The organism is Seinonella peptonophila (assembly GCF_900129355.1).
GTDB lineage: Bacteria > Bacillota > Bacilli > Thermoactinomycetales > Thermoactinomycetaceae > Seinonella > Seinonella peptonophila.
The window spans coordinates 71722-86393 of sequence record NZ_FQVL01000004.1 but is presented as its reverse complement, the minus strand read 5'-3'; the positions used below and the strand labels follow the sequence as shown (position 1 = coordinate 86393).

Annotated in this window: 13 protein-coding genes; 6 read left to right on the top strand and 7 right to left on the bottom strand. The window is 39.0% G+C overall.

What is annotated here, in order from left to right; all coding sequences use genetic code 11:
* Window positions 1-54 precede the first annotated feature (54 nt).
* From BUB71_RS08800 to BUB71_RS08790, 3 genes are all read left to right on the top strand, one after another.
* Window positions 55-1032, top strand: coding sequence for a LacI family DNA-binding transcriptional regulator (locus BUB71_RS08800; protein WP_245815558.1), 978 nt, complete (start codon window positions 55-57; stop codon window positions 1030-1032).
* 182 nt (window positions 1033-1214) lie between these two features.
* A complete protein-coding gene (locus BUB71_RS08795; protein WP_073154474.1) occupies window positions 1215-2942 on the top strand; it encodes an amidohydrolase family protein in 1728 nt (575 codons plus the stop codon).
* 285 nt (window positions 2943-3227) lie between these two features.
* Window positions 3228-3938, top strand: a complete 711-nt coding sequence (locus BUB71_RS08790) for a YczE/YyaS/YitT family protein (protein ID WP_073154473.1) — start codon at window positions 3228-3230, stop codon at window positions 3936-3938.
* A gap of 255 nt (window positions 3939-4193) precedes the next feature.
* On the opposite strand, the gene BUB71_RS08785 is transcribed toward BUB71_RS08790, so the two are convergent.
* Together BUB71_RS08785 and BUB71_RS08780 are read right to left on the bottom strand one after the other, a co-directional pair.
* Window positions 4194-4793: a TetR/AcrR family transcriptional regulator gene (locus BUB71_RS08785; RefSeq protein ID WP_073154472.1), complete on the bottom strand. Its 600-nt coding sequence runs from the start codon at window positions 4791-4793 to the stop codon at window positions 4194-4196.
* Window positions 4771-5496 carry an MBL fold metallo-hydrolase gene (locus BUB71_RS08780; RefSeq protein ID WP_073154471.1) on the bottom strand — a complete coding sequence of 242 codons (726 nt, stop codon included), beginning with the start codon at window positions 5494-5496 and terminating at the stop codon, window positions 4771-4773. The genes BUB71_RS08785 and BUB71_RS08780 overlap by 23 nt, the downstream gene beginning before the upstream one ends.
* A gap of 385 nt (window positions 5497-5881) precedes the next feature.
* Here BUB71_RS08780 and BUB71_RS19075 point away from each other — a divergent pair, with 385 nt between their 5' ends.
* Window positions 5882-6223 (top strand): hypothetical protein, encoded by a 342-nt coding sequence (locus BUB71_RS19075; protein ID WP_139279041.1) that lies wholly within the window; start codon window positions 5882-5884, stop codon window positions 6221-6223.
* 319 nt (window positions 6224-6542) lie between these two features.
* Here the strand turns inward: BUB71_RS19075 and BUB71_RS08770 are convergent, their stop codons facing one another.
* A complete protein-coding gene (locus tag BUB71_RS08770) occupies window positions 6543-7808 on the bottom strand; it encodes a hypothetical protein (RefSeq protein WP_073154469.1) in 1266 nt (421 codons plus the stop codon).
* Between the two features lie 418 nt (window positions 7809-8226).
* Between BUB71_RS08770 and BUB71_RS19070 the strand changes: the two genes are divergently transcribed.
* The gene (locus BUB71_RS19070; protein WP_139279040.1) at window positions 8227-8949 is read left to right on the top strand and encodes a hypothetical protein; all 723 of its coding nucleotides are present in this window, start codon (window positions 8227-8229) and stop codon (window positions 8947-8949) included.
* A gap of 154 nt (window positions 8950-9103) precedes the next feature.
* On the opposite strand, the gene BUB71_RS08755 is transcribed toward BUB71_RS19070, so the two are convergent.
* Window positions 9104-9679: an NAD(P)H oxidoreductase gene (locus BUB71_RS08755; protein WP_073154466.1), complete on the bottom strand. Its 576-nt coding sequence runs from the start codon at window positions 9677-9679 to the stop codon at window positions 9104-9106.
* 485 nt (window positions 9680-10164) lie between these two features.
* On the opposite strand from BUB71_RS08755, the gene BUB71_RS08750 reads away from it, so the two are divergent.
* On the top strand, window positions 10165-11334 hold the full coding sequence (locus BUB71_RS08750) for an MFS transporter (RefSeq protein WP_084731371.1): 1170 nt from the start codon (window positions 10165-10167) through the stop codon (window positions 11332-11334).
* 93 nt (window positions 11335-11427) lie between these two features.
* On the opposite strand, the gene BUB71_RS08745 is transcribed toward BUB71_RS08750, so the two are convergent.
* The 3 genes from BUB71_RS08745 to BUB71_RS08735 all read right to left on the bottom strand — a co-directional run bounded on the left by BUB71_RS08745 (window position 11428) and on the right by BUB71_RS08735 (window position 14671).
* Complete coding sequence (locus BUB71_RS08745) at window positions 11428-11949, bottom strand: DUF4309 domain-containing protein (RefSeq protein ID WP_073154464.1); 522 nt, start codon at window positions 11947-11949, stop codon at window positions 11428-11430.
* Between the two features lie 164 nt (window positions 11950-12113).
* On the bottom strand, window positions 12114-13187 hold the full coding sequence (locus tag BUB71_RS08740; RefSeq protein WP_073154463.1) for a TolB family protein: 1074 nt from the start codon (window positions 13185-13187) through the stop codon (window positions 12114-12116).
* The gene (locus tag BUB71_RS08735) at window positions 13184-14671 is read right to left on the bottom strand and encodes a HAMP domain-containing sensor histidine kinase (RefSeq protein ID WP_073154462.1); all 1488 of its coding nucleotides are present in this window, start codon (window positions 14669-14671) and stop codon (window positions 13184-13186) included. Before BUB71_RS08735 ends, BUB71_RS08740 begins: the two co-directional genes overlap by 4 nt.
* Window position 14672: the final 1 nt, after the last annotated feature.

Genomic DNA, 14672 nt, shown 5'->3' with positions numbered 1-14672 from the left:
ATTAAGGTTAAACGTTTTAGTTAATCGTTTAACTATTTGGCAAGGGGGTTATAGATGGTTACTTTAAAAGATATAGCGAAACATGCTAATGTAAGCGTTGCCACTGTTTCGAGATACTTGAATTCCGATATGATGGTAAAAAAAGAAACAGAGAAAAGAATTTTAGCTGCTATTCATGAACTTGGATATGTACCCAATGTGGTTGCAAAAGCGCTAAAACGTCAGGAAACCTCTAATGTAGCAGTGATCTTGCCAAAGATTAACAACCTTTATTATTCAGAGATCACTTCTGGGATCAGCCAAACACTAGGGAAACATAATTATAATCTTTATATATATGAAGTTGAGAATTTAAATTTATCTGAAGATGAGATTCTTCAACTAATGCGTGAAAATATGATAGCTGGGATTATATTTGTGGGATTATTTTCTGATACATCCTTTCAAGAGAGTATTCATCGTGTGATGGAGTGGGAAATTCCTGTTGTATATACAAACCGTCATATTCCATACACTGGCTTTCCTCTTTTATACCCTGATTTAGTTCAAGCAGGTAAACTAGGGGTAGAACATCTATATTCAATCGGCAAAGATAGAATCGCTTTTGTTCATAAACATTTCCCAAGCCATGTACTGAAATGCTTTCTAGACGGTTTTTGGCAAGTAAGCAAAGAGCAGCAAAAGCCGATGATCATTGAAATCGAAGACGATATGGACTTATCAAAAGAACTAATCCCAAAACTTCTGCAACATCATATCGACGGTGTATTTGTACTCAATGAACTCAGTGCCGTATTTTTGACCAAAGCATTGGTTCAAGCAAATATTCAAATCTATGAAGATATGGCTGTATTAAGCCTAGGAAATTCTCTGATGTCACAAGTTTCCACACCAGAGCTTACATGTGTAGATTTACAAAACCGAACTTTAGGAATCAAAAGTGCCGAGATTATTCTAAGTCAGATTCGAAAACAAAAGTTTGAACCGATTACGATCTTAGAACCTTCGATCGCTAAACGTAAATCCGCCTGATTCATTGGCATATATACTCAGCTCATTTCAGGTGGCGTTTATTTTCATCATCTTGTTAAACGTTTAACTAAAGCTATAGGTTAAACGTTTAACAAAAAATATCCTAACTAGTAAAACGTTTAACCTAACTTCCAATTAAGAGCAAGCGGCTCTTCTTATACAATCAAAAAGGAGCATTTACGATGAAACAAGTAGAAACCAATCATCTGGAAAAAGTTCGTGCTATCTTCGATATATTACATGGGGATAAAGAAGCTGATCTGTTACTCAAAAACTTGAACATATTAGATGTTCATGGAGAAACAGTGTATCAAGGGTCGATCCTTATCTATGATAAGCGTATAGTCGCGCTCAATCCAGATGAATCGATCACGAAAGTAAAAGATGTGTTTGATGGGCAGGGGCTCTATGCTATCCCTGGATTGATTGATGCACACTTACATTTTGAGTCTCAGTTAGCACATCCAACTGCTTTGGCTGAAGCAATGGTTCCTTGTGGAACAACGACAATCTTTGCTGAGTGTCTAGATCTACTAAGTGCAGCAGCCGAAGAAGGTGTGCAGGCTGCCAAAGATTTATTTAAAGACTACGATAAACTGCCTTACAGACTCTATGCATTTGCACCTGGCAAAAAAGTAGATGCTTCTGTCACTAAAGCAGTTTTAGAGATGGAACCTGTCATCGGATTGGGTGAATTTGAACATTTCACATACAGCTCTGGGGATAAAGATGACTTTCAAAAAGCAGCTTGGGTAAGGGAAAAAGGCGGCTTTATGAATGGACATTGGGGTGTGACTGCACTTTCCGACATGGTATTAAACTATTTACCTGCTATTGGCGTATCGAATAACCATGATGTTTGGAATGTGAATGATATCGAAAAAAGCATTCGCTATGGTTTTCCTACCCATATTAAGTTTGGTGTAGGAAGTAATGAAGTGATCAAAACACTTTTACGTGCTATTGTCGACCGTAAGTTTCCAACAGATAACTTTATGCTTTGCACGGATAACATCTCCGTTGAGCGGTTGCTTAAAATGGGGCATATGGATTGGATTATCTCGTTATGTGTCGAAATGGGCATCAATCCGATCAAAGCAATCAAAATGGCGTCATATAATACTGCTCGATCTTTTCATATGGAAGATCAAATTGGCTCCTTGACACCAGGGCGTTTTGCCGACATCGTTTTAACGGATAGCCTATCTAAAATTAATCCACTTTATGTATTTAAAGATGGTGAATTGATAGCAAAAGAAAGAAAACTATTAAAGAATGCTGACATTGACTATTCAAATATGTGTACAAAAGGCAAAAAAGGCTTGAATGACTTAACACCAGAGCAATTAGATATCGTTCCATTAGATGTTTCTAAGGATGGTACACAAGCAAAAGTATATCTTTTTGATGTATATGGTCGTGGGCATGCTGATTTTTACCAAGAAATCTGGGTACCTTTCGAAGATGGCAAGATTTTACCAGAGTATGAAGGTGAAACACTAAGTCGTCTCTCTGTTATTCAGCGCTACGCAGATGGAAAACGACATATTGTAAATGGCTTATTTAAGGGTGTACGTATTGAGCGAGGTGCCGTAGCAACTTTCTGGCCTGCTCCAAAACCATATTTTGTCGTAGTTGGACAAGAGAGTGAAGAAATGTGCTACTGCGTGAAAGAAGTTGATCAGTACTCGGGGGCATGTATCGTAACAGAAAATAAAACGGTTAAAAGTGTGTTGCCACTTGAAATTTACGGCGTGATGGCAAATATGACTGTTGATGAGTTAACTGCTAGTGCTGACGCCATTGATGCTGCTTTAGCAGAAATGGGTAACCACAATGAAGGTGAACCCGTTGTGAATAAGCTTTTAAGCCTGTTTATTTCCCTTCATCGATTCCGCTTTATGAAATAGATCGCTTGGATTATCGAAGAAGTGCCTCTAATCTTTGATCCGTGTAAGAAGGGGCACTCTACTTCACAGTATATGAAAGTTTCAACCATGAACATTCTGATCCTGATCGAAAAGCAAAAGGACAAAGCCGCGCAATTTGATTCATTTGAAAGCGCTTTAACTATCCTATTACAACTTGGCTCAATGAATGAAACCAAATTTATATCTCACTGTTGAATGACTGTCATCATGCGCTTTTGAATTTCAGGTTAAAAATATCTTCTTGAATAAAAGGGGTGGTTGTGAATGGAAAAGAATGCTGTTATAGCCGAAATGCAAAGTAATAGTAGTTTAACCAAGCGATGGATCATGTATTTAGTCGGTATTTATATCTTGACTTTGGGTGTTAGTTTATCCATTAGAGCGGGTATTGGCATATCACCCCAAAGTGGTCTAACTCGGACAATGACGGTGATTTTCCCTCAACTATCCCAAGGTACTTACAACTTCATTCTAGAACTCATCATGTTGTTGTTAACATTTTTGGTGTTGCCAAAAGCGTTTAAGCTAACAAACTTTGCTTCGTTGATCCCAGCCTTTGCGCTCGCCTTATTTTTAGATCTTAACTTATCGATCACTAATTTTATACAACTGGATGTCTATTATGCAAAAGTAATCCTGCTCATTATTGCAGATGCTGCTCTTGCCTTTGGGCTATTTCTCATGATTCGCGCTAACCTTGTTCTAATGCCGATTGATATGTTTGTAGATACAGTATTTAAACGTACCAAAAAGAAATGGGGTAATATCAAAACGGCTTTCGATTGCTCATTGCTAATTATCTCTGCATGTATTGGATTAATCTTCTTGAGTAAAATCATGTTTATTCGCGAAGGTACCATCCTAAATGCGATTTTGGTTGGACAATATATAAAATTGTATACATTTTTATATAAGAAAGCAAAAGCTAGAAAGAGTATCACAGAACCACAAACCCAAAACCTTACAAAAGAATAATGAAGAACCTGCTTGTGATCGTGGTTCACGGCGACGCTCTGGTCCAGGCTTGCAAAGATGAGCGGCTGTCGCAGTCTGGCAGCCTTTGTGGCCGGGCAAAACTCGCCTCCTCCGGCATCCGCCTGCGGAGACTCGAACAGTTTTCCCGAAAAGAAATGCCGCTTCAGCCGCCATTCCGCTAAGTTGCGCCCGAAATAGAGCTTTACCGGTCACCTCTCCACTCGATCGTTAGGTTTTTTCATCAGTCTGGGTCGTCTAATTTTTAGACGGCTTTTTATTTGAATGATCCTCTCTTTGTTTGTGCAGACCATCGATATACAACGTAATCAGAAAGTCAAAACTCTCATCCCGACTTACATCCATTTGAAAGCCATCTGCCTGTTCTAATGTAGCAAAACCGTGAACAATACTACGTAAGCTCCTGATTGCATGAATCATCTGTATCTGGGAAAAACCATAACTTCGTAAGACTTCTACTATGATTGATATGATTTGATCCCCGGCCTGTTCAACCTGTCTATCAAACTTTGCTGGAAAATGTAAGATCGCTTCATATAATCCGGGATTTGTTCTCGCAAAATTTAGATATGCCTCACAAAGTGCACGAACTGCTATATCACCTGATTTTCCGATAACTGAACGCATCAAGGAATCTCCCAACTGTTCTAAAGCATATAAGGCCAAGCGCTTTTGTAAATCAGAAAGCCCAGAAAAATGATTATACAGAGAGGGTGAACGAACATCTAATGATTTCGCTAATGCCGCAATGGTAATCTGGTTAAAACCTTGTTCATTCACAATTTGAGTCGCTTGTTTTAATACTTTTTGTTGATCAAGCCCTTTTCTCGGAGACATTTTTGTACTCCTTTAGCCATTTATTTTCTGCTCTCGTTATGACCTTTGCTAGGATTTCCCCTTTATTCTCTAACATATTTCCATGCCCTGTAGCTAGGAAAGATGGCTGCAGACTTGCTATTTTTTTTGCGCTTTCTATGGCAAGTTCCTGATTCACTGTACAGATGCCTGGAAACGGAAATAACCAACGTGTATCGCCAGCTACTGCTACACCTCCACGTGTTTGAAAAGCGTCGCCTACAATCATCATTTCACTTGCCTCCTGATAAAATGAAACGGAACCAGGCGTATGTCCAGGTGTAGAAATAACCCGTAAAGAGCCAATCACATCATTTTCTACAATCAATTGATCTGGTTTTGTCTTACACGGAAAGGCCTTGTCCCGAACAGGTTTGTCTGAGTCTGTTTCTAATAATCCCACCCATTTTGCTTCTTGCTCAGAAATCAAAACTTTAGCCATGGGTAATGCTTCTTTTAACCGATCAAGCGCACCTACATGATCATCATCTGCATGTGTTAACACAATCTTTGTAATAGGCTTTCCTAATTTATTTGCCGTCCTCAAAATAGATTGATCGCTATATGGTAATGCGCAATCAATTAATGTCAATTCATTCTCTTCTTCCACTAGATAACAATTTACAGGGAAAAGTCGTGGTAAAAAAGTGAATTGATAAACATTGCCTATTTTTTGTAAGCGCATGATATTAGCCCCTTTAGTCATATGATTAATGTTATTATTATAATAACTAATCATGTTAGTTTTATCAATACGGAAATTAATATACGAAATAGTTAGTTTCTATATAGTAAGTCAAATCTATAGATGATAAATGTCTTTGCTTCATAAGATATTGTGGTGAACATAGGTTAGTTTGAACAAGTAGTATAAATCGGATTTATTGGTGCTAATAACTAATTGAATGTTACAAGATTGCTTATTTATTAGATTTATGGTTAGATGAGGGGTAACAATCGTTCATGTTCCGCAGATACACCGCAATGCGGAACTCGCATCAACTTGGATGTGGAGCTTCGAGAAATCGAGACAACAGTCAAGATTGATGCCTAGCCCAAGGAGGACTCCCATGACGGGGACCATCAGCTACGAGATCAAGCGCGGCGGGCACAACAGCAGCCCCACGGTGGAGATCACCGACGAGCGCGGACGGGTGCAGTTCTTCCCGACCGACATCGACGACGTCCAGGTGATCGAGGGCCCCATCATCCGGATCAGCGGCAGCGGGCTCGACATCATCGTCGACACGAAGCACCGCTGCTTCCTGGTCGTGAAGATGACGGTGACCGGGTGCCTGAGCTCGATCGACGGGAGGAACGACGAGCCCGACACCTTCGGTCAGCCTCACCTCACCGGCCTGACCTGGTGGTCGTTCGACGACCAGGGCGAGGTCATCGCCGCGACCTCCTGAGCCTCCGGAACCGAGCATCAACTGCTGTGTCCCGTGCCGTCCCTTTGGGGCGGCGCGGGGCATCGCTTTTTCCGCTCTGAATAGGCTCCTTTATCCAAACAACCTCACAAACCATCATTTGAATGGAATGATACATACATCTTCAAGCGACCATTCATACTCTCCAATATTCGATTCCATTTTATAAGGTTTAGATAAATGAGATAGCCACACATCATTACAAGCCGGATCGGAATGTCTCCATGAACCCCAATCACAAGCATCCCATGACTTTATCTATCAAGCTCTATCATTTTCACCCAACTAATTTGGATACGTGTTATCGAGCTGATTCCCGTCCTGATTCATTTTCTCGCTTTGATATTAGACCTTTCGGTTTGAATGGTTTTTGTGCAACTTGCAATGACTTTCGGAACATCCCACTTAGTTTTTGTCTTGCTGTTTGTTTTTGCTCAGGCTGTGATAGATGCCAATTCGCTTTTGCCAATTGACCCAAATTTTGTTCAACTGTACTGAATAGTTGATCTGAGTGTTGCAACTGAGTGATCATATATGGATCAGATCCAAATGCCCTACTTGCTTGTCCAAACATTTCATTTCTTTGATTCTTGGTCATAGTCAATAATTCATATATCTCTTTTAAGTCTTCCGCTACTTTTTCTTGCTGGTCTGATGTTAACTGCTGATTGGGACTATTTTTTCCGTGAGTGGTTTCAAAGGAAAGTTTTTGACCTACAGTAGCGATTAACGAGGTTGCTTTATTTCCTCGGAAATTTCGTTCTGCATCATGCATCTTATCTGATGCGTGAAATACGGCACGATCAGTATCCGTTAACTCGGCTCCAGTTTGCAAATTTCCAATATGATCAAGATAAAAAGGAAAATGATCCCTTAACACTTGATTCAATTCACTAGATGCAAACAAATACTCGCTCAGACGGTTTTTCATAGTTGCTGTTTGCTCTGGATGTAATGTATGAACGTTACCCTTTGCTAAATCATAAAACCCTTGTGCCACTTCACTCTCTTTCACACGGGGAATTTGCCGAAATAATACATCTGGACTTGATTTACTCTGTTCAAACGCTTGTGTGATGTTATTCTGAACTCGATTAAAAAAGTTAATCCGATTCGAGAGAAAATTTCTTTGTTCAGCGGGTAAATGATTAATCGCTTGCTTAAACTCATTCTGTTGCAAATCAATTTCCATTTGAAGAAGTTGTAAACTACTCCTTTTATCCATGAATTCCTTTTTAGAGTATGTAGGGACTATCGCCTCGTATATAGATCCTTCAAAAGTCCTTGCATCTTGTTGCAATACTCCCCAGCTTTCCCCAAACCATATGTTCATCTGATCCTCTTGAATCGCTTGATAACTATCAATACGGCTTTGTTGGACGTCTAAGTTACCAAGATTTCGATAATGTGAACGATGCTGTTGAATCTCCATCCTAACTGCGTTAATCTCTTCAACCGTTAAACTACCAAATTCACCAACATACAAAGCTTTTAACGTTTCTTCCTTATCTATTGGAAAATGAGTAGAGGAATAGTCAAGTTGTTTAAATAAACTTTGCGCGCTCAACAACAGCACCTCGTTTCAAATGTAAGAGTTACCCTTATATTATAAAATTCTACAAACGATAGAAACCCTAATTAAACGAATTGTAAATACTTGTATATAAAGTTGGATAATATCCCCTATTCATATCATAAATTTCTTGTGCAACTTAAAAGTTGAGCAATTCTAGATCAAGCATCTCCTTTTCTCGTATCACTTAATCAGTTTCTTATCAGTTCGCCAATATATAAATTCATTTTATCTCTACGTTTATTTGATAATGAACGCACCATTGCACAAATTTCCGTTTTTCCTTATATTGAAAATAGCTAAACGCCCTATTCCGCACATGCACCCGCGCGGGATTCGCATCGACCTTGATGTGAAGCTTCGAGAAATCGAGATGACATATCTAAGGTTGGTTTCTGACCATTGGAGGATCATGATGGACGACAACGACATCATCGTCGTCGACGTCGACGAGTACCCCATCAGGAAGCTCGAATGCACCATCATGCCCAGCGATCGCTCCTACTATCTCTCGATCGAGGTCACTGACGGGCGCGGCAGTGTCATCTTCTACCCCGACGACAATTTCGCCATCAGTGAGAAAGAAGCGAACATCGATGGTGAGCGTTACACCAACCTCTCCGGAGGCGGGCTCAACCTGAAAATCGACCATGCCTTGAACATCTTCCAGGTGACGCAGAGCCCGGAAGGCGGCTGTGTGGCCATGATCGAGGGGCTTCCCGACAGCACCTTGGTGGAACTCACGGGCAGCTCATGGTGGATGTTCGACCACAAGGGCACTGTGACGGACGCCCGTACCCTCCAGTTCGAGCTCGTCCGCGGCACTTCCCTCGTGTCGATCTACAACAAGTTCGGTTGGGTGGACTTCTTCCCCGGCAACCTGGACGATGTGCAGGTGGAACCGGAGAAGATCGACGGTCAAACCTGCACCCGGATCTCTGGAGGCGGGCTCAATCTGACGATCAACCACTCGCAGAACACCTTCCAGGTCAAGCAGATGACGGACAACGGATGCTTGAGTGGACCGGAGGGGAAGGAACACTTGCCCGCCGCTCTGAGGTTTCCGAACCTCGTCGGCAACGAATGGTGGAAGATCAACGATGATGGTCTGGTGACCCTGGTCTCTCAAAACTGATCCTACTCTGAAGTACGCCAACCGCACCCGCCGCCCATCCCTGATCAGAAGGGTGGACAGGTGGGTGCATATGGTCATTGGTCGAAATATTCCCAATATGGGTTCCGGAATCACGATTATTTTGAATCCTCGAAGCTGCTTCAAAGATTATCTTTTATTCTTTACCATAATTGAGTCCTTGTTGATACGCTTGATCCAGTAATTGTTCAATATGTTTTGGATCGCCTTTCAACGTTTCATACAAGTATGCGACTTTAGAATCTGGGATGCCAACATAATCAGCTAATCCAACATGAAGATAATGATCAATCATCTCATCATATTTTCGTTTCGTTAGATCTTGAGAACCTGCAGCAGCTAGGATCAACCATAATACATGCTGATGATGAAGTTTACTTGTACCATATGCATATCCATAATTCCAGACACGGTCGATATATCCTTTTAACATGGCGGGCAAGCTATACCACCAAAGTGGAAAAACATATGCTAATCCATCGAACTGATCCATTCTTTCGATTTCCCGTTCTACTTCTGGAGAGTACTGAGGGCGCTCTACTGAAATATCGGGTTCGTCCGCTTCCCAGAGTACAGGGTTAAAACCAATCCGATGTAAATCTAAAATCTCCGTATCATGTCCTGCATCTTTTAAACCTTGAACCAGTTTTTCTGCTGCGGCAAACGTAAGCGAATTTCTTCTAGGGTGACTGACTACTGTTAAAACTTTCATCTTGGTCCCTTCTTTCATTTAATCTAGGTTTATAACGTTTAGTATGAATATGATCGATACATATGGGAAGTACGCACTTAAAAGTGCCATAGGATCTTGAAAGAATCATAGGATATTAACGAACCCTTCTTACGATCTGTTAGGATTTATCCTCTGTTGTATTTACTTCGTTAGTTTCAGAAATATTTCATTTAAGTTCTCTAACATTTCATCGATAAGTTCCTCGATCAGAAGTCATTAAAATCGATAGTTATCTCCCCACTTTTGAGCGTTTAGATTGTATACTTATAATTGGAATCATCTGCTTACTCTTATCTAACACCAAAGAATCATGGAATGCCTGTATGAGAACTCAATCCATATAGAAATGAGAGAGAAAAATGTCAAATATCCGTCCTCCTAGCTAAACCGGACACGATACTCGTTCACGATCTCCTCCTCCGAAATCCAAGTCAATGGATTTCAAAAAGAGAGGAATGAATGGTGTGAACGATTTCAATAACACGAAAAAATTGTACTTAATCTGTTTTTTCAACCACTTCATTTTGGCCTATGTGATTGAACGATTATTTTGGGAACAGCACGGAATAACCATTGCACAAGTAGTCTATGCAGAAATGATCTATTCACTCACTGTGATTTTATTTGAAGTCCCCACTGGGATCATTGCCGATCGCTGGGGTCGTAAACAGATGATCATATTAGGTATATTGCTAGGGTGCTTCGAATTCTTGATCTTAGTCTTTGCCTCAAGTTTTTGGCATTTTGCTGTTGTCATGTTAATAGCAGGTATAGGAAATGCTTCCATCAGTGGTTCAGAGAAAGCATTATTGTTTGATTCTCTATTGTTTACAGGAAATGCAAGTACATTTGAAAAATATGTAGGACGACTTCATGCAATAGAGCTCATATCAGCATTGCTTGCAGCATTATCTGGAGGGTTTCTTGCCCATCGTTTTGGATTTGAATTTAATTATTGGATCTCGTTGATCAGTATGTTAATCGCCTTATGCTTATCATTTACATTAGTAGAACCACCTATCAAAAGCGAACTAGATGAATTAACTTCTATCAAAGACTATGTAGTCACTTCACTGCGTTTTTTTCGGAACCACCCAGGAATTTATCTAACTGTCCTGACAGGTATGATTACAGGCGCTGTTTTAAATTACATCGATGAATTTTGGCAGCTCTATTTAAAAGGACTAAACATACCCGTTCTCTATTTCGGTCTATTCTCTGCTAGTATGATGATATCGAGGATACCAGGCAACCTGTTTGCACATATATTGATACGCCGTTATCCTTATCGTACTATTTTCATCGTCATGCTTAGTGCAATCACATTTTGCTTTCTCTATATCACTTGGATACACAACATAACAAGCTTGATCATGATACTCATCATTTGTATATGTACAGGACTAATCGAGCCAACCACAACAGGTTACCTACATCACAGAATTGATTCTTCCTTACGCGCAACCCTTGATTCCTTTCAAAATCTAGGCGAGAAAATCTTTATTATGTTAATAGGTGTAGGTTTTGGTTTTTTCGCTTCCAAAGTTGATATATTTGGTGGATTTGGATTTATTTCATTGATGTGCCTGATATATTTATTTTGCTTTCTTTTTACATCCAAAAGATATCTATGATGAATAACCCCTCATTACGATGGGGATGGCCAAATTAAGCATAAAAAAGACCCATAGCTTCTCTGCTGTGGGCCTTCTTTTTCTTTATTTTTACTACTTAGAAACAGAAACTTCTTTCAATGTGCTAGGTTTCCCATGATCATCATAGTAGAATCCAAATGTCAAAGTATACTTGCCTTCTTTGTAATCAAGGTAGTATGCATCTGCTCCAGAGCGTGTTTTATATGGTTTTTGACCTGCTTCTTTTTTCACTTCTTGGACAGTGATGTTATCAAATCGTTTGTCATTAGAATATAGAGATACAGTTTTGTCATGCTCCAATTGGAAATATAATCTCCATTTGCTGTAATATAAATTTTCTTTATCAGAACCTGCATCTGGTTTACCCCAACGCTTCTTAATCTGAGCGCTAGTAGAGCCGACTCCGGTTTTATCACTGTTAATGGTTTTTCCCTGTTTTGCTTTGTTTACTGTATCTTTAATCGTCTTTTGATGCTGTACATTCACTGTTTTGACAACTGGTGCTGCATGGCTCACTTCATTCGTTGTAAAAGCACCAAAAAATCCTCCTGCTAAAACGGCAGTAGCGACAATTACTTTTCCTACTTTGATCATCCAAGTACCTCCTGATTGACTCACAAAAATTGGTTCTCTCTTATTGATTCGAAATCTCCACATTCTTTGATGTCGAATCAATCTTTTGTTTTATTACTCTTTTATTCTAAAGAAGATGTATTTCCAACAATCATCCAAAATGTTTCTGAGTTGTAAACTTTTGATTACTTAAATGAAATGATTGAATTTAAATAAGTATATTTTCCTTCCTTTTCTATAGTATCCGTAACCGATAATTTTTTACCAGATGGGCTCCATCTCAGGTTAGAAAAGGTAGTTTGATCTGTTAATATTTTTGTGCTTCGTTGTGTTCGGATATTGTAAATAAAAAGCCCCCTTTTTTTCTCATCATCTGCAAGCACAGAATAAGCAACCGTTTTTTGATCTGGCGACCAACTTACTTCTCCAATTGAGCCTCCTGTCTGAATGACTGGTGACTGCTCATTTCCATTTCGATCAGTGATCGTCAGGCTTTCTTGCTCATGGTGATCTGGCTTTGCCAATCGAAGAATCAATCGTTGTCCATTTGGAGAAAAAGCAAACGCTTGAACATCATTTTTCATCAGACTCAATTTTTTCCCTGCTAAACGATATAGCTTTGAATCAGGGGTCACAAAATATATATACTGACCTAACTTAGCAATTCCATCTACTGCCAATGGTTTTGAGATGGGAATATGTTGACTCTTACCCGCAATGTTCATCAAATAAATTTGGTTTGTTTCGAAAGTAGCATAAATAATTTGTTGTGAGTTTATCCATTGCCCCATGGCTTGATCCAATTCCATTTTGGTTTCTACTGGATGAACAGATTGATTCATTAAATCAATAATAACTCCTTTGCCGATTGGGTCAATATTTTGAATGGAATGATAAAAGATATGTCGTTTATTAGGGGAATATCTTGCATTTACTTGATTACTTGCTTCTCCCTTCACAAGCTTTGCTTGCCGATTGTTTAATTGATATTGATAAAGGTTTAGATATGGCGTCTTTGTCCCATCATCTAACTCGGAACCAATCGGCAGTTGAGAATTCGGTCTCGCGACCAAGAGGGTTAGATCATCTTTCCAATCTTCCCCACTTTGATTATAGATTTGATCAATTTTCTGAACCACCAATTGATTATAAGGTGCTAATTGATGATCATCTATGACTTTCACCTTAGGTTGACTTTCCATTGCATTTATACAACCCGATAAAACCAGGGTCAGCGTCAATAAGAAATACTTTTTCAATTCCTATCCTCTTTCGTTAGATGTATATGCTCGTGATCTAGATCGAATCTTGGAAAGGTAAGTAGAAAACAAGTACCTTGATCACTTGATTCTAAAATCTCGATTGTCCCTCTTTGTTGTGTCACCCATTCTTTTACTAAGGAGAGTCCTAATCCACTTCCACCCGTTTCTTTCGAACGTTCTTCATGAACGATATAAAAAGGTTCAAAAACTCTTTCCCACTGCTCTGAAGGTATACCGATTCCTGTATCCTTGATGAAAATTCGTATTTTCCCGTCTTCCTGCTTTGTAGATACTTCAACCTTTCCATTTGGGCGATTATACTTGATCGCATTATCGATTAGATTTAAAAAGATACGAATCACAATCTCTTGATCAACCCATACATATAAGGATTTTTCAATGTTATGTTCAATCGAAACTTGATATTTTTGTGCTTTTTGACTCATTCTTCTACACTGTTCTAATAATATTATATCTAGTTCTACTAGCTCTGCACGCATCGAAAATTCATATTTTTCTATTGATGCTAGTTGAAGTACCCTTTCAACCATTCCATGAAGTCTTTCTGACTCCTGTTTTAAGTGGTAACGTGCATCTTTTAATAATTCTTCATCATCCTGATACATGTCCATTAAATCTACATATGTATGAATCACTGTTAACGGTGTTTTTAGTTCATGTGTAACACTATTGATAAAAATCTTTTGTTTACTTTCCAACATCTTTACTTGTCGAAGCGCATGTTCTAACTTCTTCTGTTCATCTTTTAAGTGATCAATATTCTGCGCAATCGTGTTGCCCATATCTACGATTTGATGACTTAATTTCCCTAACTCATCTTTTCTTTTTAATGGTGTATGTAGATAGATTCCTTTTGAAATTCTTTCTGCCATTATTTTTAATTTGGATATTGCATTTGTTAACGACTTGGAATATAGATAGCTAATAATAAAACTAATAAAAAAAATACTGAAACCCACACGAATAAACAAATGTTCGATACTGCTATAGAATTGTAGATAAGATTGCAGAGAATAAATGAACTGAATCATCCCGATTTGTTGATCAATCCCGTATAAAGGTGCTACATATATGAGTTGATTTCCTACAATTTTATATGCGATTTTCCCTTTCTTTGCAACACGTGTTAAATCTGGGGCAATAATTTGAGAGTTTGTGACCATTGAATCAGCAATTTGCTCTTCTTTTTGATCATAGATCATGACCCTCATCTTACTCATATAACTAAGTTGATGAATAAAAACTTCAGAGAACAAAACTTTCTCTGGTGAATTCAATTGATTTTGGGTGTAAGTATGTTTCAAAAAGAGGTTGGCAGCTTTGCTTTGTTGATACAACATTCCTTGTGTTTGATTCTGGTAGTTTTCCTTGATTCCATGCAATACCAAAATACTAAAAAGACTCATTGTAAATAGCAACAAACCGGCTAAAAACAAGGCTGCTTTTAATTGAATTCTCATA

Excerpts from the sequence above, each read along its gene's own strand:
- BUB71_RS08790 (WP_073154473.1), top strand. The coding sequence starts at position 3,228 with ATGGAAAAGAATGCTGTTATAGCCGAAATGCAAAGTAATAGTAGTTTA.
- BUB71_RS08780 (WP_073154471.1), bottom strand. The coding sequence starts at position 5,496 with ATGCGCTTACAAAAAATAGGCAATGTTTATCAATTCACTTTTTTACCA.
- BUB71_RS08785 (WP_073154472.1), bottom strand. The coding sequence starts at position 4,793 with ATGTCTCCGAGAAAAGGGCTTGATCAACAAAAAGTATTAAAACAAGCG.
- BUB71_RS08735 (WP_073154462.1), bottom strand. The coding sequence starts at position 14,671 with ATGAGAATTCAATTAAAAGCAGCCTTGTTTTTAGCCGGTTTGTTGCTA.
- BUB71_RS08745 (WP_073154464.1), bottom strand. The coding sequence starts at position 11,949 with ATGATCAAAGTAGGAAAAGTAATTGTCGCTACTGCCGTTTTAGCAGGA.
- BUB71_RS08800 (WP_245815558.1), top strand. The coding sequence starts at position 55 with ATGGTTACTTTAAAAGATATAGCGAAACATGCTAATGTAAGCGTTGCC.
- BUB71_RS08795 (WP_073154474.1), top strand. The coding sequence starts at position 1,215 with ATGAAACAAGTAGAAACCAATCATCTGGAAAAAGTTCGTGCTATCTTC.
- BUB71_RS08755 (WP_073154466.1), bottom strand. The coding sequence starts at position 9,679 with ATGAAAGTTTTAACAGTAGTCAGTCACCCTAGAAGAAATTCGCTTACG.
- BUB71_RS19070 (WP_139279040.1), top strand. The coding sequence starts at position 8,227 with ATGATGGACGACAACGACATCATCGTCGTCGACGTCGACGAGTACCCC.
- BUB71_RS19075 (WP_139279041.1), top strand. The coding sequence starts at position 5,882 with ATGACGGGGACCATCAGCTACGAGATCAAGCGCGGCGGGCACAACAGC.